Raw genomic sequence first — 20,630 nt, 5'->3', positions numbered from 1 at the left:
TTAGTTTTGTTTTTGTAATATATAAGCCCTGTTAAATCTTGCTGTAATTTGAATTATTGTAAATAATTTGTTAAGGTTGCTTTCCAGTTAATCTAATGAAAAGATATCTTTATGAGTTCTGTGAAAGTCGAAAAATTCGGCCCTTTCCCACGGGTTAATCGCCCTGTTTTTATTGCCTCTGCATTGCTGATTGTCGGATTTATTATTTTTGGTTCGTTATTTGGTGAGTTGGCAGGTGAGGTTTTTAACCAACTGCAGTCTTTTATTACCCACCGTTTTCGTTGGCTTTTTATCATTTTAATGAATGTCGCGGTGGTGTTTAGCCTATATATTGCCTTGAGTCGTTATGGCGATATTCGGCTTGGCCATCAGACAGAGCATCCTGAGTATAGCTTACTGTCATGGTTTGGGATGCTGTTTAGTGCGGGGATTGGGATTGGTCTGTTGTATTGGGGGACGGCAGAGCCGTTATATCATTTTATGTCGCCTCCGATGGGGCAAGCCGAAACCGTAGAAGCGGCTAAACAAGCGATGAGTATTTCGTTTTTGCATTGGGGGATTCATGCGTGGGCGTTGTATTGTGTCGTGGCATTGTCATTGGCGTATTTTCATTATCGCCGTGGCTTGCCGTTGTCGATTCGCTCGGTACTGTACCCATTGATTGGTCAAAAAATCTATGGCAAATGGGGGCATGTGGTCGATACCCTTGCGGTGTTTGGCACGATGTTTGGGGTGGTGACATCCTTGGGGCTGGGTGCGATGCAAATCAACACAGGCTTTAGCAATGTGTTTGGTATTCCCAATAATATTCCGGTACAGCTTTGTTTGATTGCAATTATTACCGCGATGGCAACGTTATCAGTGATGATGGGACTGGATAAAGGGATTAAACGCTTAAGCGATATCAATATTGTACTGACTGTGTTGCTGCTTGGTTTTATGTTATTGTTTGGTCCGACCCAGTTTATCATCGATAGTTTTATTGAAAATATCGGCAATTATGTCAGTCAACTTATTCCACTAGGATTTTGGAGTGAGGCGTATAGCAATACGGATTGGCAGGCAAATTGGACGATTTTTTATTGGGCATGGTGGGTGAGTTGGTCGCCATTTGTGGGAATTTTTGTGGCGCGCATTTCTCGGGGTCGTACTATCAGAGAGTTTATTTTTGGGGTGTTATTTATCCCGATGCTGTTGTTGTTCTTTTGGTTTACCACTTTTGGCGGCAGCGCGGTACATATGGAATTGATGGGCAATTATGGGCTGATAGAAGCAGTCAAAGCCGATTATGGTAGTGCGATTTTTAAACTGATTGAATATTATCCTTTAACCAAGCCTGTGACGCTGGTGATTGTGGTGATGATTATGTTGTGGTTTGTCACTTCGTCAGATTCGGCAAGCCTTGTGATTGATATGCTCACCGCAGGCGGCGATACCAATCCGCCAAAAATCCAGCGGTTATTTTGGGCATTGAGCCAAGGAGTGATTGCTGCGGTGTTATTGGTGGCAGGGGGGTTATCTGCGTTGCAAGCGGTCGCGATTATTGCAGGCTTTCCGTTTGCCATCGTGGTGTTTGTGATGATGTATTGTTTATGGCGAGGGCTGACACGTGATAGATTGACCTTGTACCGTAATCAACAATGGTATATCACGGCAGAGTCTGCTGAGCATAATTCAGCAAATGAGTTTATTGATGAACATTTATTGCTCGGTCCGCCCGTGGTGGCTAAAGATGACTAATATTGTTTTTCTTGATTAACATAAATGCACGGGTGCAAGCGTCGCAAAGCTGATGCCTGTCTACGCAGTCAACCACTGGGCGTTAATTGACAGAGTGACAGCCTAGACATGCGTTACAAAGAAAAACGCTATAACAAACGCCTAATCTATGGCAATATTTGATATGCCCATAAAATTGTATGCCCATCAAATAATGAGGAAACCCCAATGAGCAAGCCTGAAAAACCTTTTATTGCGCTTAATATCGCAATCTTAACTGTATCAGACACCCGAAGTTTAGAAGAAGATACCTCTGGTCAATACCTAGCCGATAGCCTTGTCGAATCAGGGCATACTCTGGCGGAGCGAGCCATACGCACCGATGATATTTATCAAATCCGTGCGATCGTGAGTCAATGGATTGCCGACCCTGCGATTCACGCTATCATTACCACGGGCGGGACAGGTTTTTATATCCGTGACCAAATCCCTGAAGCCCTAAGCCCGCTGTTTGATAAAGAAGTACAAGGGTTTGGTGAGATGTTCCGCGCGTTATCTCGTGATGAAATCGGCATGTCAACTTTGCAATCTCGCGCCCTAGCAGGCATGGCGAATAATACGGTGATTTTTTGTTTACCTGGCTCCTCGGGTGCCTGTCGCACAGGCTGGAAAGGCATCATCAAAGAACAGCTCGACAACCGTACCCGTCCATGTAACTTTGTGCCCCATCTGATGCGTGAAAATCCAAAACATGACCATTAAATTGGCAGGAGTGGTGATTTTGGCGGGGGTGAATCATCTCGAATGGGTTCGCCCAAGGCGCTATTAAGCTTGCCAAATGGCGAAACTTTGCTTGATTTTCATATTCGTCATGCCAAATGCTTAAATGTCCCTGTAATGGTGGCGGATAATGGTAAGGGCTTATGTCATGATACAACCGTCAAAATCATTGATGATTATCTGCCAAATCAACAAGATGGCAAAGGGGCAGGGGCGTTATCAGCCATGGCAAGTGCCATGAATCAAGTCATGTCTCCTTACCATTATTTACTGGTGATAAGCTGTGATAGTTTGGTTCAAGCCAATCAAGTTTTTGATAAGTTGCATTATGCGGCAACCGATAATGAAGCGGTGATTTATTTAAAAGCTGAAAAAGATTATCCATTGTTGGGTTTGTATCGTACGGATTTATTAATAAAATTAAAGGATTATTTGGATAAGGGTCAGCGCGCAGTGATGAAATTTTTGGCGGATAAAAAAATACAAACCGCTGCACTGCCGAATGAATGGATAACTTTAGCAAATTTTAATACCAAAAATGAATTTGATTTGGCGTTGAACTCACTCAATGAAATAGGATAAATAGGTCAAATTTTGGGAAATTATTCACATTAACAGGATATAAAATAATTTCATCAGTTAAGGGTAGGATTAAGGGTATGAGTTAAAATTTAGGCATGGTAATTGCATTTTTAAATTACCTTGTTTGATTATGTTGGAAAACTGCTATGCCTTCAATCAGTAGCCCTGTGAGTGTTGAATTTTTTCCCCATGACACCGTGAAAGAAAATCGTTTTGACCTTCCTATAACCACCAAACATGCAAAAGCTGTACAAAATCAGGGCAAAGTGTATCTGGTTGGTGCAGGTACAGGCGACCCCGAACTCTTGACCATCAAAGCCTATAAAACCATCTTGCAAGCGGATGTGATTTGTTATGACAATCTGGTGAGTGATGAGATTTTGGCACTTAACACAACGGCAGAAAAAATCTATGTCGGTAAAAAATGCCACAAGCACAGCATGTCCCAGCAAAACATCAATGGCTTATTGGTCACCCTAGCGCAACAAGGCAAAACTATTGTACGCTTAAAGTCGGGCGACCCGTTTATCTTTGGGCGGGGCGGTGAAGAAATGCAAACCGTGATTGGTGCAGGGGTGGCGTGTGAATCGATTGCTGGCATTACCACCGCGCTAGCAGTCGCCAATAGCGTCAATATTCCGCTCACCCATCGTGACTATGCGCAATCCGTCAAATTTGTGACAGGATTCTTGAAGGCAGACACGCCAAATGAGCAATATGCAGAGCTGCTTGCCGATAATCAAACGGTGATTTTTTATATGGGGTTAAATACCTTGCCATCGCTGACACAAGGCTTGTTGCAAGCAGGTAAATCAGCCGATACTCCATTTGCCATTATTTCCAATGTCAGCCGAGAGAATGAACAGGTATTAATCGGGACACTTGATACCATTCAAACGCTACAAAATATTGCCAAACTGCCTTCCCCTGCAGTGATGATCATGGGCGAAGTCGTATCACTATATAATGAGTTAAATGCCAGTCGGCAATATTATCAACAATTAGTGGTGTAGTTTGATTGGGGTAAAGATAAAGGGGCATGATTTCTATACCCCTTTATATATTGTCGGCATTTAGTTAAATAAACACCACGCCATGATTGACCTTAACTGGATACGATCTTAACGAAACTCGCTCATCATCAAGACACTTACCTGTTGCCAAGTCAAAACGTTGTTTATACATAGGTGACGCGACATATCGTACCTTTTGTCCATCAATTTCACAGCTACCGAGTAGTCCCCTGGAAATGACATTAGCCTTGCTAAATGGGTCAAAGTTATGCATGGCATATACTTCGTCATGATGGGTCCGAAAGATAGCCACTTGCTCACCGTTTACCAGCGCACACACGCCTGTCTCGGGGATGATATCGTCAATTTTACAGATTTCATTCATAGTAATTTTCCATTGTTTTGATTGAAAATGGCAGGCTAAATTAGCGCCATTTTGCTATGGTTAACCATTAAGCAAGCTCGATGTCCGCTTGGGCGGCAATAGCGTTGTAAGCTAATCCTTGCTTTTCCTCAGCCGTTGCAGGGCGAATTTGGCTCCGCTCTTCGACAAACACCACGTTGTCATCGACTTTGTCACTGTTGATAAAGTGCTTAAAACGTTTTAAACGTTCTGGGTCAGAAAGGGTGGTTTTCCATTCACATTGATACGCGTCAATGTCCGCTTGCATTTGGGTTTCAAGCTCATGAGCAATGCCCAAGCTGTCATTGATAACCACGTCTTGAATATACTCAAGACCACCTTCCATTTTTTCACGCCAGACTGACGTGCGTTGTAAGCGGTCGCCAGTTTTGATATAAAACATTAAGAAACGGTCTATATATTTAACCAGCGTGGCTGTGTCCAAATCACTGGCAAATAGTTCAGCATGTCTAGGACGCATGCCGCCATTGCCACAGACGTATAGGTTCCAGCCGTTTTCGGTGGCGATAATACCGATATCTTTGCCTTGGGCTTCAGCACATTCACGGGTACACCCCGATACCCCAAATTTGATTTTATGCGGTGAGCGTAAGCCTTTATAGCGGTTTTCCAGTTCGATGGCCAAGCCGACGCTATCATCCACGCCATAGCGACACCATGTGCTACCGACGCAAGATTTGACGGTACGCAAAGACTTGCCATAGGCATGCCCTGTTTCAAAACCTGCGTTGATTAAGCGTTCCCAAATATCGGGCAATTGGTCGCTGCGAGCCCCGAACAAATCAACACGTTGACCGCCAGTGATTTTGGTATACAGTCCAAAGTCGCGTGCTACCTCACCTAAGACAATGAGTTTTTCGGCGGTAATTTCACCACCTGCAATCCTTGGTACGACTGAGTAAGTACCATCTTTTTGGATATTCCCCAAGAAAGCATCATTGGTATCTTGTAGCGCAACCAGCGGTTTATCTAAGATATAGTCATTCCAGCAAGACGCCAAAATCGAGCCAATCGTTGGTTTACAAATTTCACAGCCATCACCGTGTCCGTGTCTTTCAATCATCTCTTCAAAGGTGTGGATATTGCTGACGCGCACCAAGTGATACAATTCTTGGCGAGAGTAAGCAAAATGCTCACAGATATGATTTTTGACTTCGATACCGCGCTTTTTGAGTTCTGACACTAAGGTATCTTTGACGATTTGGGCACAACCGCCACAGCCTGTACTGGCCTTGGTGCAGCTCTTGATGTCTTCATAAGTCATGGCACCATTGTCCACTGCTGCGCAGATTTGACCTTTATTAACGTTATAGCATGAGCATAGGGTAGCGGTATCAGGCAGATTTTCAACGCCCATAACGGGCTTTTCGACATTTGGTAAAATCAAGCTTTCAGGTTGTAGGGGTAAATCAATACCATTTAAAAATAACTGGAGCAAGTTGCTGTAATCTTCGGTATCACCCACAAGTACCGCACCGAGCAAGCGTTTGCCATCATCCGAGGTGACTAATTTTTTATACACGCCTGTTTTTGGGTTTTGGTAGACAAAGCTTAAACTGTCTTTGATTTTGCCATGGGCATCGCCAATACTGCCGACATCGACGCCCATGAGTTTAAGTTTGGTACTCATGTCCGCACCGTCAAATAGGCTGTCATGCTCACCTGCTATTTGTGACGCACACACGCTTGCCATGGTGTAGCCTGGAGCAACCAGCCCATAAATTTTGTTGTCCCATAACGCACATTCACCAATGGCATAAATATCTGGCTCGCTCGTTTGACACATATCGTCAATGGCAATTCCACCACGTTCACCAAGTTTGATTCCAGAATCTCGTGCAATGGTATCTTCAGGGCGAATCCCTGCACTAAATAAAATCAAGTCGGTATCGAGCAAAGTGCCGTCAGCAAACTGCATGGTTAAAAAACTGGCATCATCATCATGGTTGTCGATGATTTGTTGGGTGTTTTTGCCTGTCAAAACGGTGACGCCCAAGTCTTCGATTTTCTTTTTCAGCAGCTCACCACCGGCAGCGTCAAGCTGAACGCCCATCAATTGTGGAGCAAACTCGACCACATACGTGGTTAACCCCAAAGTGACCAAGGCTTTTGCGGCTTCAAGTCCGAGCAGACCGCCACCCACAACCACGCCACGCTGTACTCGAGAATTGGCGGCGGTGGCGATGATGGCGTCTAAGTCATCAATGGTGCGATACACATGGCAGTGGGCATGGTCATTGCCCTGTACTGGGGGTACGAACGGATACGAGCCTGTTGCTAACACCAATTTTTCAAATTCTAAGGTGTTGCCCTTGCTGGTGATAAGGGTTTTGGTTTGCGCATCAAAACTTGCGACGCCTTCACCCAAATGCAAAGTAATGCCCGCTTGCTCATAGTTTGCCAGATCCACTAAATTAAGCTGACTGGCGTCTTTATGTTCAAAATAACTGGATAAATAGACACGGTCATAGGCAGGGCGACTCTCAGCACTAAACACATGGATTTGGTAAGTTTGGTGTAGGCGTTTTTCAATCGCTTTTTCGATAAAGTGGTGCCCGACCATCCCATTACCGACGACGATAAGATTTTTCATGCTTTGTCCTTGATTTAACGCTGGTTTATTCTTCATAAAGCCATCATGATATTAAATGGCTATAGATTAAAATTTTGGAAATAGTGAATTAGAAGTTAGTTGCTTTCGATTTAGCAGTCCCTTAAAAGTAATCTTGCGAAATGCTTCTAAGGGATTTATTAGGGGTAATTACATTCTTAAAAATGGTGATAAAAACTATACAATGCGTTTGGTTAAGCTTTTATTCACTGTAGTATTATCCATGGCAACTAAACTACGTTTTGCACCTGTTTTATAGTGAGTTGCATAAAGGGTTAAGCCAGTAAAGGTAATACCACCAACCAAGTTACCAAGTGCTGTTGGGATTTCATTCCAAACTAAGTAGTCCATGACAGAGAAGTTGCCGCCCATAATTAAACCAAATGGGAATAAAAACATATTTACGACTGAGTGCTCAAAGCCCATAAAGAAGAACAACATGATAGGCATCCACATCGCGATAACTTTGCCTGAAACGCTACTTGATAACATGGCACCAACTACGCCCATTGAGACCATCCAATTACATAAAACCCCGCGTAAAAAAATAGTAAGCCAACCTGAGACACCATATTTAGCATAGCCAAGAGTACGGGCTTCACCAATATGAGCAATCTTGTCACCTACAGGTCCAGCAGGTGTATTGAAGCCAGAGGTAAAAACAAAAGCCATAATAACTGCGACAGTGAGTGCGCCTGCAAAGTTACCCAAGAATACCCAACCCCAATTTCGAAGGATTTTATTGACTGTGACGCCTGAACGTTTATCAAGTAGGGCTAGAGGAGTTAACATAAATACGCCCGTTAAGAGATCGAAACCCATTAAATACAACATGCAGAAACCCACTGGAAATAATAATGCTCCTAATAAAGGTACCCCTGTTTGTGTGGCTACTGTGACGGCAAATACTGCTGCCAATGCTAAAATAGCACCAGCCATGTAAGATCGAATCAATGTATCGCGTAAAGACATGGTTAGTTTTGATTCACCCGAATCAACCATTTTAGTGACAAACTCTTTTGGGGATAGATAAGACATACCAAAACTCCAACATAACTGAGAAAAATAGAATTCACTAAACTCACTTTGCAATCATTAATTAATAATTACAAAACAGTGGATGCAACTGGTGTGCCAAATTAAAATGTATAGCTAGAATACTTATTAAATAATTGATTAAAATATTGAATTACAAGTAAATATATTTTTTTAATATTTTCATAAAGTTTATATGAAATGATTAATTTAAAGATTAATATTTAGAATTATTACTTAATTTTTTAAAATATAATCAATCCAATCTTGTGCATCCATATCTTTTTGGTGCAACTTATCAATGATGTTTCAGCAAATTTTCAATAATTTCCCCATAACTTTTCTGTAGTTTAGAATTACGGTATTTAGAACGTAAAGTCATTTGGCATGGCTTTTGCTTAACTAAATTTGAAGACTTTTTCTTCATAAATCGCTTATACATTTAAATGACACAAATTGCTTTACCTAATTTAGCAGGAGACTATGATGATTAAAAATCGCCTAGAAGTAACAGAAAAAATTATTGCAACCAAAGTTTCTAAAGGTCTGACCTGGGAAAAAGTTGCTAAAGAAGTGGGACTTAGCAAAGAATGGGTTACTGCCGCTTGCTTAGGTCAAATGACTTTAAATGATGAACAAGCAAATAAAGTAGGTGGCTTATTTAATTTAAATGAAAATGAGATAAAGTGGTTAAAGGTTGTGCCTTATAAAGGTAGCTTGCCAACAGCGGTGCCTTCTGATCCATTGATTTACCGCTTATATGAAGTAATCAGTGTGTATGGCTTAACCATAAAAGAGTTAATTCATGAAGAATTTGGCGATGGGATTATGAGTGCGATTGATTTTTCGATGGACATTCAACGTGAAAACAATCCTGCAGGAGACCGCGTCAATATCCTGTTATCAGGAAAGTTTTTACCTTATAAAACTTTTTAATTGATTAAAGACCTTTGCACAAACCAGCGACCTTCTATCGACACCAATTTCAAACTCAACTAAAAACTGGAATTGGTGTTAAAAGATAGAAAACGTCACCGAATTGGCATAAAAATCTCCAAAATGCCTGGTTATCGGCGGTGGGTTACTCGGTCTTGAGGCTGCCAATGCCTTAGTACAACAGGGAGCGAAAGTCACTGTGGTACATGGGGCAGGCTATTTACTCAATCGCCAACTGGATAAAACCGCTGCCGATTTACTGCAAACTTACTTTGAAAACAAAGGTATTGAGTTTGTGCTCAATGCCAACTCCCAAGCGATTTGTGTGGATGAGGATAACCAGGTTACTGGACTGACTTACACGGATAATGTCGACACATCCGTCCCTGCCAAAACCATTGACAGCGATTGCATTATCATGACCGTCGGCGTGCGACCCAATATTGCCCTTGCGCAACAGGTCGGTATCACTTGCGAGCGAGGGATTTTGGTTGATAACCAAATGCGAACCCATATCCCAGACGTGTATGCGATTGGCGAGTGTGTACAGTTTGACAACCAGCTATTTGGGCTCGTCGCACCTGTGTATGAGCAAGCCAATATTCTGCTACATACCTTAAACGAGCAGCCAGGCAGCACCTTGCCCGTGTTTAGCATACAACCAACGGCAACCAAGCTAAAGGTCTCGGGCGTGGCGCTATTTTCGGCAGGTGATATCGATGTAATTCACGACTGCGAGCAGTTGATTTATCAAGATCCTAGCCATAGCATCTATCAAAAAATCACCGTAAAAGACAAGCGTATTTTATCTGTAGTGCTATATGGTGATGTACAAGAGGGCGGTTGGTTTTTTGAACTGATTCAAAATCAACATGATATTTCAGCCATCAAAGATAAATTACTGTTTGGCAAAGCGTTTTGTGAAGAGTTGCTGGCGGGCTGATCTGACTGGTAGAAATTAAAAATAGTAAAAGGTTAACGTGTGACAACAACTATACAACATTTAGCACCACAAAAATCCCCCCCGACACAAGTCAAGACCACCTGTGCCTATTGCGGTGTTGGCTGTGGCGTGTTGGCGACGATTGATGAGAATACCCAACACGTCAGCATTGACGGTGATCCAACCCATCCTGCCAACTTTGGCAAATTATGCTCCAAAGGCAAAGCGTTGGGCGATACGCTTGATCGTGACCGCCGTTTGGCACATCCGATGATTCATGGCGAGCCAGTCGATTGGGACGCCGCCACCGATTTTGTTGCTAAATCATTGCAACAGACCATTGATGAATACGGCGCCGACAGCGTTATGCTATATGTATCGGGGCAACTGCTCACCGAAGATTATTACGTGGCAAACAAATTTACTAAAGGTTTTTTGGGTACCAATAATTTGGACTCCAATTCTCGACTGTGTATGTCATCAGCGGTGGCTGGCTACAAGCGAGCATTTGGCTCGGACACTGTGCCTTGTAATTATGAAGACATCGAAAACAGCGACCTATTTATCATTATCGGTTCGAATATGGCGTGGTGTCATCCGATTTTATTTGGTCGGTTAAAATCCAGCAAACAAGCCAATCCCAATAAAAAAATCGTGGTGATTGACCCGCGGGCCACTGACAGCACCGCGATTGCCGACTTGCATTTGCCGATTCGCTCTGGCACAGATACCCATTTATTTGTCGGACTACTCAATTACTTGCACCAAAACGGCTATGCCAATCACGATTATCTCAGGCATTGTGACAATCTTGCTGATGCGCTTGCAGCCAGTGACAGTTGGACGATTAAAAAAGTTGCCAAAATCTGTGGTGTCAACGAAAGTGATTTAACCGAGTTTTACCAATTGTTTGCCACTACCAAGAAAACCGTGAGTTTTTACTCCATGGGCGTCAATCAAGCCAGTAATGGCACTGATAAGGTCAATAGCATTATCAATTGCCACCTTTATACAGGCAAACTGGGTTATCAAGGGGCAGGGGCGTTCTCAATTACAGGACAGCCCAATGCCATGGGTGGGCGAGAGGTCGGGGCGTTAGCCAATCTGCTAGCCAGTCATTTTGAGCTCAAAAACAACGACCATCGTCAAACGGTAGCCAACTTTTGGCAAGCACCGACTAGCATTAGTGGTAAGGATGGTGTCAAGGCAACCCAATGTGCCGATGCTATTTTGGAGGGGCAAATTAAAGCGATTTGGATTATGGCGACCAATCCTGTGGTCAGTCTGCCAGAAGCAGACAAATTTGCCATGGCGTTACAGCAATGCCCACTGGTCATCGTGTCTGACTGCTCAAAAGACAGCGACACCCTCGACTTTGCTCATGTAGCTTTACCCGCGCAAGGCTGGAGTGAAAAATCAGGCACGGTCACCAACAGCGAACGCCGTATCTCTCGTCAGCGCCGCTTAGTCACCCCATTTGCTGATGCCAAGCCCGACTGGTGGATAGTCAGCCAAGTAGCACAGAAAATGGGTTTTGTGGGTTTTGATTACACTCACGAATCGCAAGTGTTTGCCGAACACGCTCGGCTTAGTGGCGAGAAGAATGGCGGTGAAAAAAATACAGATAGCCGAAGTTTTAACATCAGCCATTTAGCCAATATTAGCCAAAACGAGTATGATAACTTGGCACCGTTTCAGTGGGGTCAACCGCATTATTTTGGACTACAAAAACAAGACGCACACACCACTATTGGCACCACTTATACCGATACCCAAAAACTGCATTTTGTCACCGTTAATCCTGCGGTACCCAAGTCATTGCCTGATGAGCAATATCCACTGGTGCTTAACACAGGTCGCTCGCGTGACCAATGGCATACCATGACCCGTACAGGGATTGCCCCACAGCTTAATCAGCATTTACCGCACCCACTGGTTGCGATTCACCCGAGTGACGCCAAACCTTTAGGTGTACAAAATAACGATTTTGTGCAAGTTAACAGTCCCAATGGTACTATCTTAGTGCGGGCTGATGTGACTGAAAAGCAACGCCAAGGCGATGTGTTTATACCTATGCACTGGAATCAGCACTTTGCCGCCAATGCGCGTGTCGGTAAGCTTATCAGCAATCATCATGACCCCTTTTCACAGCAACCGCAGCTCAAGCACCAACCTGTCAGGCTGCAAAAGCTAACCATGCAAGCATTTGGATGGTTATTGATTGATAAACATTGTGATGAAAACCTGCTAACTTGGCTCGAATCGCCAGATATGACTTATTGGGTGCGTAATCGCCAGTCAAACAGTAGCCAGTATTTTTTTGCCATTGATAATCAGTCTGCGGTCATGACCACTTGGTTTGATAAGCAATATTGGCAACAGCAGTTAAGTGTATGGCTCAATCAACAGGCGCAAGCCTACAACTTTGATATTATCCATTATCAACATATTGATACCGATAACACCAGCCAAGATTTACGCCTTGCGATATTGCAAAACGGGCAAGTCCATGCGCTAGTATTTTTGAGCACCCACGAGCATAAACTACCTACCCATAACTGGCTAGATAGCCAATTTGGCAGAAGTCTTGATAGCCATACGCGTAAATGGCTACTAATGGGCAAACCTGCCACGGGTTTTATTGATACAGGGCGGATTGTTTGCTCTTGTATGTTAGTGGGAGAAAATACCATTGTTGAGACGATAAAAAAATATCACTGCAAAACCGTCGTTGAGGTTGGCAAACATTGCAAAGCAGGCACCAATTGTGGCTCCTGTATAGGAGAGATTAGCAAAATTTTGGCGGGGTGAAATTGTTATAACTTGTTGAATGGATTATTGGGCGAACTTTAAGCCACTTTATAATTTCGTTTAATACTGCCTGATTTTACTTGGTTACTTATAGATAACTAGCGTTAGATATTCGAAAAAAGGGGAAATAATTGGAAAAATTAATTGATAATGATTATCATTTATATTATTCTTGCCGCTTTGTAACGCTTCTCTTTTTTTATATATCTGAGTGATTTTATGAATACTGCCAATGCTAGTTTACCGCCGCGTGGTGCTTTGCGCTATTTAAGTCTGTGTGTATTAACCACCCTTTATTCACCGTTGGCAACAGCGAGTGAGCCAGAACCCGTCACTACTTTGCAGACCATTACTTTTAATGCCCGTCAATATACCCCAGCCAAACAAACTGAGAATGTCCGCCATGAGAGCTCAGTCAAGGTACAGCAAGCTGATTTACTCAATCAATATTTACCGACGGTTGCTGGGGTGAATGTCGGTGGCACGTCGGGGATGGATCAGCATATTTATATTCGCGGTTTGGGCTCAGACAATGCAGGCAGTGCCTTAAAAATCACCGTGGATGGGGTGCGCCAACCGGAAACGCGCGGCTTTCACCATGCCGGGATTAGTGGACTTGACCCAGATTTGTATAAAACAACAGAAGTGTCAGTGGGTAATAACTCAGTGACTTTGGGCAATAATGCCATCGGTGGCGGTGTGGCGTTTACCACGGTGGATGCACAAGACTTGCTACTACCTGATCAAAAAATGGGGGCAAAGGTTAAACTGGGCTATGCCAGTAACGATCAGCAATTTCAACGAAGCCTAACGACCTATGCCAAACCCAATGAGCAATTGGACATGATTGTGTCTTATAGTGAGCGTGACAGCGATGGCGGCGAAGATGGCAAAGGCAACCATATCCAAGGTGATGATATTACTATCAAAAGTATACTAGCCAAAGTCAATGTGATGCCGGCAGAAGGTCACAAAATTACTGCCAGTTACCAAAGCTATGACAATGACGGCAACTATCCGTTTCGCCCCAATATCGGCTACCAAGCCAATTTACCCGATAATATTCATCCTGGCTACACCAATAATGAAACCTATGCACTCGGCTATGAATATAAACCGCATAGCAATTTTGAGCTAAACAGCAAAATTTATCATTTAACCAATGAATCGCTGTCACAAGGACTACGCGGAACGACCCCCATGCGTATAGCCACGTCAGGCAAAACCGATGGCATGACGGCAAGTATCAAACAGCAACTGACGCAACATCATGGTGATCATGCTTTGACCCATACGCTCAACTATGGGGTAGAAGGCTATAAAAAATCAGCGACCTTAGAGAGTAGTGATATCACAGAAGACGCTACCAGCGTAGGGGTGTACTTACAAGACCGAATCGAATTGGGACGATTTGCGCTGACGCCTGGCGTGCGCTTTGACCACTATAAGCCATCAGAGCGCTTAAGCAGTGACGACTATAATCAAGTGTCGGGCGCAATAGCAGGGGAATTTAAACTAACGCCAAACCACAGCTTATTTGCCAGTTATACCCAATTGTTTAATGGACCACCCTTGCCAGAAACCATTCACCAATCTGGGCAAACCTTCGTCAATAAAGACCTCGAAGCAGAAACAGGCGCAAACGCAGAGCTGGGTATCAGTAGCCGTTTTCAGGGGGTGTTTGACAGTCAAGACAGTATGTCGCTGACCGCCAAAGTCTTTGATACCCAGTATGACAATAAAATCGACCGCATAACAGGCATTGACTGTACCACAGGTAACTCAGTGACAGACGGGCAATGTGCTAGCTACATCAATGCCGGCGAGACTACCGTCAAAGGCTATGAGCTGAGCGCAAAATATCGGCTAAATAATATGCGCTTGAATGCAGGCTATGCCCATGCCAAAAGCGAAACTGAGCAAGGTTACCAACTCAATAAAGACTCAGGCGATCAGTTAAACCTTGGCTTTAATTATGACATTAATGATAAATTCAGCCTTGGAAGCGCCATCCGCCATGTCAAAGGTTTAACGCGTCGCACCAGCGCTACTGCCGTCGCTGATTTGCCAAGTTTTACCACCTATGATGTATTTGGTAGCTATCGTCCAAGCACTTTACCACAATTAACTGTGGATGCTGGCGTGTATAACCTTACAGATGCCTACTACTATGAGCACGTATCCAATACCGGTGATAAAGCCATGGGACGCAATGTCAAAGTAGCGCTAAGTTATCAGTTTTAAACTCAATGGGTGATAACCATCAGCATGATGGATTGCCCATTGCGGTTTAATATTTTCACAAAATATTGCAGAAAAATTTTAATTATGTCCAAAATCCAATTTTTTACTCGCCCTACTTCCACAAGGTTTGGCGGGGTATCAAGACAATTGCCTAGGGTCTTCATCGGTGTAACCGAAAACGGCATTTTGCGTAAGGTAGTCATCCTACTCGATACTGTAGGTTATCAATAACCTTGTGCTAGTTTTGCCCAAGGTAAAGCTAACACAAAGCGAAGATAAAAAAGTATGAGGTTTTAAAGTTACTTAATTTTAAAGTTACTTTATCTTAAAGTCATTTGATTTTAAAATTATTAGATTTTAAATTTGCTTAAATTAAAGTCGTTGGATTTTATTGTAAAGTCGCTGGTTAAATTAAGCCTAATTTTTAATATTTTTGTTGATAATGATTATCATTTATACTAACATTTAAAGTTAGTTTTTATATTTATCGTGTTATAGGAATGATTATGGATTTTGCAAATTACTGGCAATATACAGATGTAGTGACCAAGACGTTATTTTTTGTGTTAATTGTTTTATCGATGCTGTCTTGGATTACAGGTATTTTACGTATCTTAAATAGCCAAAAAATTGCTAAGACAGTGTCGCAAGATTTGACTCAGCAAATTTACCAACAGCAATCTCAACTCGCCACCTTATCTCTAGACAATCAAAAATTGGTCACTGAGCAGCAGTTACTGCAACAGCTCAATCGCTACCGTTTTGCCAGTGAGCAGGGCTTAAATATCCTTGGCACGACCGCTGCCATTGCCCCTTTTATTGGGCTATTTGGTACCGTGTGGGGGATTTTTCATGCCTTAGATAGCATTGCTAAATCAGGTCAAGCCGGACTTGGTCAAGTCGCAGGACCGGTTGGGGAGGCTTTGATTATGACTGGGCTTGGGCTTGCGGTAGCGATTCCTGCGGTCATTATGTACAATGTCATAGTACGAATTAATCGCAAAGCCATGCACCAAGCGAATGACACGGCGCATACCTTGCTTGCCAACGTGTTGATGAATTCTTCCAGCCAAGTTACGCAAACTAGTTTAGCCGCTCAACCCCATTTGCAAACCAGCTCGCAGCCCAAGCAACAAACTAACGCCGCTGACTTAATGCTGAAAAACGCCTAACCTTGACCCATCGCTAAACAGATAAATGAATAAACAGGGAATAACTTATGGCATTTCAACTCGGTGATGACGCTTCGACGGGCATGAATGAAATCAATCTGATTCCACTGATTGATATCATGCTGGTCTTGATGATTATTTTTTTGGTCACGGCAACGGTAATCAATCCCAGTGTGCCGCTAAATTTGCCCAAAACCTCGGCACAAGTCAATGAAGCCCCGCCCAAAGTGATACAAGTAAGCATTGATAAAGATGGCAAGATTTTTTGGGATGATGCCAGTGTCAGTTTGGCGCAATTAAACACGCGCTTTGCCGAACAAGGCAAATTAAGCGAGACCCCAAGCATTCAGCTGCGAGTCGATAAAGACAGTCGATATGATACCGTCGCGCAAATCCTAGCAACAGCGAGCGAAAACAAGCTAACCAAGATTGCGTTTGTCAGTGAATAACCTGACTGATAAAATTTTTATTGATAATAAGAATAATTATCATTATTATATAAGAAAATTTATCAACGAGGTGCGTATGTTTGTGTGTATCTGTAATGCGGTCAAAGAAAGTCAAATCAAAACAGCCATTGAACAAGGTCATGACAGCTTAGAAGCATTACAAGCTGAGCTTGATGTGGCTACTTGTTGTGGCGGCTGTCAGCCAATGATTGAAGGTTATCTCGAAGAGTACGCCCAGAGCATCAATAACTATACGCACCTATTTATTGAAGTTGCCTAATGTATTAACGTTGCCTAATGAGCTGTTAGCGTACACATCCAAACTTATTCATTAATCTCAATGAATGAGCGACTGACAAATATTGTAAATTATTTGCTGCGATGAATTGTTTTTAACGTCACTTTAATTTAGTATTTCAGATAATACCCAACCTTTGTTTCTGTTCATTTTTCAAGGATATACCCATGAAAGGCAGCCAAGCTGTTATTGATTATCTAAATTTCTTAATTAGTGGTGAACTGGGGGCTCGTGACCAGTACTTTATTCATGCGCAAATGTATCATGAATGGCATTATCCAAAACTTCATACGCGTATGCATCATGAAATGGAAGAAGAAAGCGATCATGCGCGTGCCTTAATCAATCGGGTGTTGATGCTAGAAGGCACACCCAATATGAAAGTTGCCGATATCAACATCGGTCATGATGTGCCAAGTATGCTAAAAGCCGATCTGCAGCTTGAGTATGCAGTTCGTCAACATCTCAAAGACGGCATTGCGCTTTGTGAGCAAGAGCAAGACTATGTAACCCGTGAGATTTTGGTCGCCCAATTGGTCGATACCGAAGAAGACCATGCGCATTGGTTAGAGCAGCAGTTAAGACTGATTGATATGATGGGACTACCTAATTATCTGCAATCTCAGCTCGGTGACATCTCTGAATAAGGCGACAAAGCAATAAGGCAACTAAGGTAAACATTATGCAAGTCGATAAAGAAATTCTAAGAGCGCTAAACCAAGTTTTGGGTCAGGCATTGATTGCTATTAACCAATACTTCTTACACGCACGTATCGCCAAAAACTGGGGACTGAGTGAACTTAACGAAAAATTGTATCATCAGTCGATTCATGAGATGAAATGGGCAGATGACCTCATTGAGCGTATTTTAATGCTAGATGGGCTGCCAAACTTGCAAGAGCTTGGCAAAATTTTAATCGGTGAAAATGTCGCTGAAATTTTGCGTTGTGATTTGCAACTAGAGTATCAAAAAACTGACATCATCAAAAATGCGATTGCTTTATGTGAGCAGAAAAGCGATTTTGTCTCTCGCAAATTATTGGTCAAACTCAAAGACGGGAGTGAAGAGCACATTGATTGGCTAGAAACGCAGATGGAACTAATGACCTCGATGGGTATCGAAAATTATACGCAAAGTTTATTAGATTCATAAAGCGTATTAGCGTGTCGGAATAACTGTATGAACCATCAATATACCCAAGCCGCGTTGATTTCTGTCATCTCTATATTGATGGCATGGCTTGTCATCATCTTAGTGGCAGTACTTTATTGATTATCGTTTTAGTTATTGAGTTTGGCATATTGGCACAGCCAAGATGATGAGTGATTTCGGCTGGCAGTTTTCGTTCCGCCAGCCGTTTGGTGAGTTACTTTAAGGGGCTTTTTACCCAAGATATGTTTTAAAATATGAGTTTTACAAGGTGTGTTTTAGAAGTTTTCTAGTACAATTTTGCCTTTTGACTTACCTGATTCAAGCAGCTTATGTGCTTTTTCCAAGTTTGCAGCGTTAATATTGCCTAGATTTTGGTTAAGCGTACTTCTAATTTTTTGCTGGTCAACTAACTGGGCAACCTGTTGCAGCAATTCACCTTGCTTTTCAATATCATCGGTTTCAAACATTGAACGGGTGAACATCAACTCCCAATGGATAGAAATAGATTTAGTCTTAAACGGCATAATATCAAATGTTTGTGGATCATCGATCAATCCAAGCTTGCCTTGTGGTGCAATCAGAGAAACTATTTGGTTGATATATGTTTCTGTATGATTTGTAGAGAATACGTATTTTGGTTTTGCAATGCCTAGTGTCTCGATTTGTGCATTTAAATCTTTGCTATGATCAATGACATGGTCGGCACCAAGTGATTCCACCCAAGATTTCGTTTCTTCACGCGAAGCAGTTGCTATAACCGTCAGATTTGTTTTTGCTTTTAGGAGTTGGATAGCGATTGATCCTACACCGCCTGCACCACCAATAATTAAAATACTGCCAACTTCTGTTTCTGAAATTTGAAACCGATCAAAAAGCATTTCCCATGCCGTTATTGCAGTTAATGGCAATGCTGCTGCTTCTGCATTAGATACTGTAATTGGTTTAAGACTGATAATTCGTTCATCGACTGCTTGAAACTCAGCATTACTACCATCTCGGGTTAAATCGCCAGCATACCAAACAGAATCTCCTACTTTAAACGAGGTAACTTTTGAGCCAACTTCGATAATTTCCCCAACGGCATCCCAACCTAAAATACGATTATTTGCTTCAGACGAATTTTTTCTCACTTTGGTATCAACTGGATTCACAGAGATTGCCTGAACTTTTACCAGTACATCACGCTCCTTAAGCGTAGGCTTCGCTTTTTCAATATCTACCAATGAATTTTTAAAATCATCCTGGTTATTGATAACATATGATACGGCTTTCATGGATTTATCCTTTTGTAATAGTGAGTGGGTTTAATAGCGGGTTAGTTTAATTAAATGCAGTGTTTTTAGTGTATTGCAGACAGGCTGGCTTGGGTCAGTCAGTCTAATCTGATAGAATTAATGAAAGATAGTCGATATTCTGAGGCTACGCTAGGCTAGGCTAAAGGTGCAAGGTCAAGGGCGCAAGGTTGAAGATACAAGCTAAGCTTACATTTTGCGGCTGTAGTTGCGCGAATGTGTTTGCGCGAAAAATAGCCCTCGGTAAAATGCCGTCATTCATCGTTTTACCAGTGTACCCAATCAAGGGTAGCGAGTGCAACATCATTTACACCTTATCACTTATGCTTGTTTGTTATGGTTAAAGCAAGCATAAAGGAAGTAATATCAACCTCAAATTTAGGCGGATACAGACATTCCCCACGACTTAAAGCATAAATGTTTATGTAACCTATATACAACAAAGCTATGCGGTAAAGCCGTTTGACATGAATATAACAGTGGTTTAGACTCAATTTTAATGCTAGTCAATGTCGGCTAGTCAATATTGGAGTATTAGTGATGGTTAAAACCGCTTTATATGTCCGTCTTGAAGCTAAACCAGGTAAAGAACAACAAGTAGAAGATTTCCTAAAAGCTGGTCTGCCTATCGTCAATAATGAACCCGCTACAATTGCGTGGTTTGGTCTACGCCTTGGACCTTCAACCTTTGGTATTTTTGATGCATTCCCTGATGAAGCAGGTCGCGAGGCTCATTTATCGGGCAAGGTTGCCGCCGCGTTGATGGCCCAAGCAGATGAACTATTTTCAGAACCGCCTTCTATTGAAAAAGTAGATGTGTTGGCAAGTAAACTACCAGCTTAGATTAAAGCCCAATTCTCTTAAGTTGAAATTTTTTAAGCTCAATTCTCTTGAGCTTAAGCTTCTTAAAGAGCTGCCTAAAATATTAATTAAAAAGCAGCTCTTTATTATATCAATTCACTTAAATCAGTCACTTAGCTAATCGGTTATCTCATACTGTATCATTGACGATTATTTGACTACATATATCCAATTACAATATATATCCAATTACAATATTTTCTTAACTTTCTGCTAGCAAGCAGTGTGCAAATTTAGACTTTGTGCCATTTAATTATACCAAACCCATAAAATATAGTATTATAGCTATATGAAAGAATCAAACCCA

18 protein-coding genes are annotated in these 20,630 nt (G+C 42.3%); 14 read left to right on the top strand and 4 right to left on the bottom strand.

Features of this window, described 5'->3' with window-relative positions:
- Positions 1-111: 111 nt before the first annotated feature.
- The 4 genes from RT084_RS10370 to cobA all read left to right on the top strand — a co-directional run bounded on the left by RT084_RS10370 (position 112) and on the right by cobA (position 4,094).
- Positions 112-1,740: a BCCT family transporter gene (locus RT084_RS10370; RefSeq protein ID WP_313099838.1), complete on the top strand. Its 1,629-nt coding sequence runs from the start codon at positions 112-114 to the stop codon at positions 1,738-1,740.
- A 207-nt stretch (positions 1,741-1,947) separates the two neighbouring features.
- Positions 1,948-2,481 carry a molybdenum cofactor biosynthesis protein B gene (gene moaB, locus RT084_RS10365; RefSeq protein WP_312385952.1) on the top strand — a complete coding sequence of 178 codons (534 nt, stop codon included), beginning with the start codon at positions 1,948-1,950 and terminating at the stop codon, positions 2,479-2,481.
- A 42-nt stretch (positions 2,482-2,523) separates the two neighbouring features.
- Positions 2,524-3,081 (top strand): molybdenum cofactor guanylyltransferase, encoded by a 558-nt coding sequence (mobA, locus tag RT084_RS10360; protein ID WP_312385951.1) that lies wholly within the window; start codon positions 2,524-2,526, stop codon positions 3,079-3,081.
- Between the two features lie 146 nt (positions 3,082-3,227).
- Entirely contained in the window at positions 3,228-4,094 is an 867-nt protein-coding gene (gene cobA, locus RT084_RS10355; RefSeq protein ID WP_099807652.1) for a uroporphyrinogen-III C-methyltransferase, read from the top strand.
- A 64-nt stretch (positions 4,095-4,158) separates the two neighbouring features.
- On the opposite strand, the gene nirD is transcribed toward cobA, so the two are convergent.
- The 3 genes from nirD to RT084_RS10340 form a co-directional block, all read right to left on the bottom strand.
- Entirely contained in the window at positions 4,159-4,479 is a 321-nt protein-coding gene (nirD, locus tag RT084_RS10350) for a nitrite reductase small subunit NirD (protein WP_224053449.1), read from the bottom strand.
- A 67-nt stretch (positions 4,480-4,546) separates the two neighbouring features.
- Complete coding sequence (nirB, locus tag RT084_RS10345) at positions 4,547-7,111, bottom strand: nitrite reductase large subunit NirB (protein WP_312385947.1); 2,565 nt, start codon at positions 7,109-7,111, stop codon at positions 4,547-4,549.
- Between the two features lie 195 nt (positions 7,112-7,306).
- Positions 7,307-8,167: a formate/nitrite transporter family protein gene (locus RT084_RS10340; RefSeq protein ID WP_313099831.1), complete on the bottom strand. Its 861-nt coding sequence runs from the start codon at positions 8,165-8,167 to the stop codon at positions 7,307-7,309.
- A 483-nt stretch (positions 8,168-8,650) separates the two neighbouring features.
- Between RT084_RS10340 and cynS the strand changes: the two genes are divergently transcribed.
- The 9 genes from cynS (at position 8,651) to bfr (RT084_RS10295) (ending at position 18,170) form a co-directional block, all read left to right on the top strand.
- Entirely contained in the window at positions 8,651-9,100 is a 450-nt protein-coding gene (gene cynS / locus RT084_RS10335; RefSeq protein WP_007116985.1) for a cyanase, read from the top strand.
- Between the two features lie 127 nt (positions 9,101-9,227).
- Positions 9,228-10,043: an NAD(P)/FAD-dependent oxidoreductase gene (locus RT084_RS10330; RefSeq protein WP_313099862.1), complete on the top strand. Its 816-nt coding sequence runs from the start codon at positions 9,228-9,230 to the stop codon at positions 10,041-10,043.
- A gap of 39 nt (positions 10,044-10,082) precedes the next feature.
- Positions 10,083-12,854: a molybdopterin-dependent oxidoreductase gene (locus RT084_RS10325; protein ID WP_313099828.1), complete on the top strand. Its 2,772-nt coding sequence runs from the start codon at positions 10,083-10,085 to the stop codon at positions 12,852-12,854.
- 219 nt (positions 12,855-13,073) lie between these two features.
- Positions 13,074-15,098: a TonB-dependent receptor domain-containing protein gene (locus tag RT084_RS10320; RefSeq protein ID WP_313099826.1), complete on the top strand. Its 2,025-nt coding sequence runs from the start codon at positions 13,074-13,076 to the stop codon at positions 15,096-15,098.
- 506 nt (positions 15,099-15,604) lie between these two features.
- On the top strand, positions 15,605-16,270 hold the full coding sequence (locus tag RT084_RS10315; protein ID WP_282841459.1) for a MotA/TolQ/ExbB proton channel family protein: 666 nt from the start codon (positions 15,605-15,607) through the stop codon (positions 16,268-16,270).
- A gap of 47 nt (positions 16,271-16,317) precedes the next feature.
- Positions 16,318-16,719 carry an ExbD/TolR family protein gene (locus RT084_RS10310; protein ID WP_099833573.1) on the top strand — a complete coding sequence of 134 codons (402 nt, stop codon included), beginning with the start codon at positions 16,318-16,320 and terminating at the stop codon, positions 16,717-16,719.
- A 76-nt stretch (positions 16,720-16,795) separates the two neighbouring features.
- Positions 16,796-16,999 (top strand): (2Fe-2S)-binding protein, encoded by a 204-nt coding sequence (locus RT084_RS10305; RefSeq protein ID WP_007116452.1) that lies wholly within the window; start codon positions 16,796-16,798, stop codon positions 16,997-16,999.
- Positions 17,000-17,184: 185 nt separating this feature from the next.
- A complete protein-coding gene (gene bfr / locus RT084_RS10300) occupies positions 17,185-17,664 on the top strand; it encodes a bacterioferritin (protein ID WP_007116451.1) in 480 nt (159 codons plus the stop codon).
- A 35-nt stretch (positions 17,665-17,699) separates the two neighbouring features.
- Complete coding sequence (gene bfr, locus RT084_RS10295) at positions 17,700-18,170, top strand: bacterioferritin (RefSeq protein WP_099833574.1); 471 nt, start codon at positions 17,700-17,702, stop codon at positions 18,168-18,170.
- A 275-nt stretch (positions 18,171-18,445) separates the two neighbouring features.
- On the opposite strand, the gene RT084_RS10290 is transcribed toward bfr (RT084_RS10295), so the two are convergent.
- Positions 18,446-19,444, bottom strand: coding sequence for a zinc-binding alcohol dehydrogenase family protein (locus tag RT084_RS10290; RefSeq protein WP_313099815.1), 999 nt, complete (start codon positions 19,442-19,444; stop codon positions 18,446-18,448).
- A gap of 558 nt (positions 19,445-20,002) precedes the next feature.
- Between RT084_RS10290 and RT084_RS10285 the strand changes: the two genes are divergently transcribed.
- The gene (locus tag RT084_RS10285; RefSeq protein ID WP_312385932.1) at positions 20,003-20,305 is read left to right on the top strand and encodes a putative quinol monooxygenase; all 303 of its coding nucleotides are present in this window, start codon (positions 20,003-20,005) and stop codon (positions 20,303-20,305) included.
- Positions 20,306-20,630: the final 325 nt, after the last annotated feature.

The sequence above is a fragment of the Moraxella sp. CTOTU48717 genome, from assembly GCF_032057165.1.
In the GTDB taxonomy this organism is placed as follows: Bacteria; Pseudomonadota; Gammaproteobacteria; order Pseudomonadales; family Moraxellaceae; genus Faucicola; species Faucicola tetraodonis.
The sequence above is the reverse complement of the archived record's forward strand: the minus strand, read 5'-3'. Positions and strand labels throughout refer to the sequence as shown.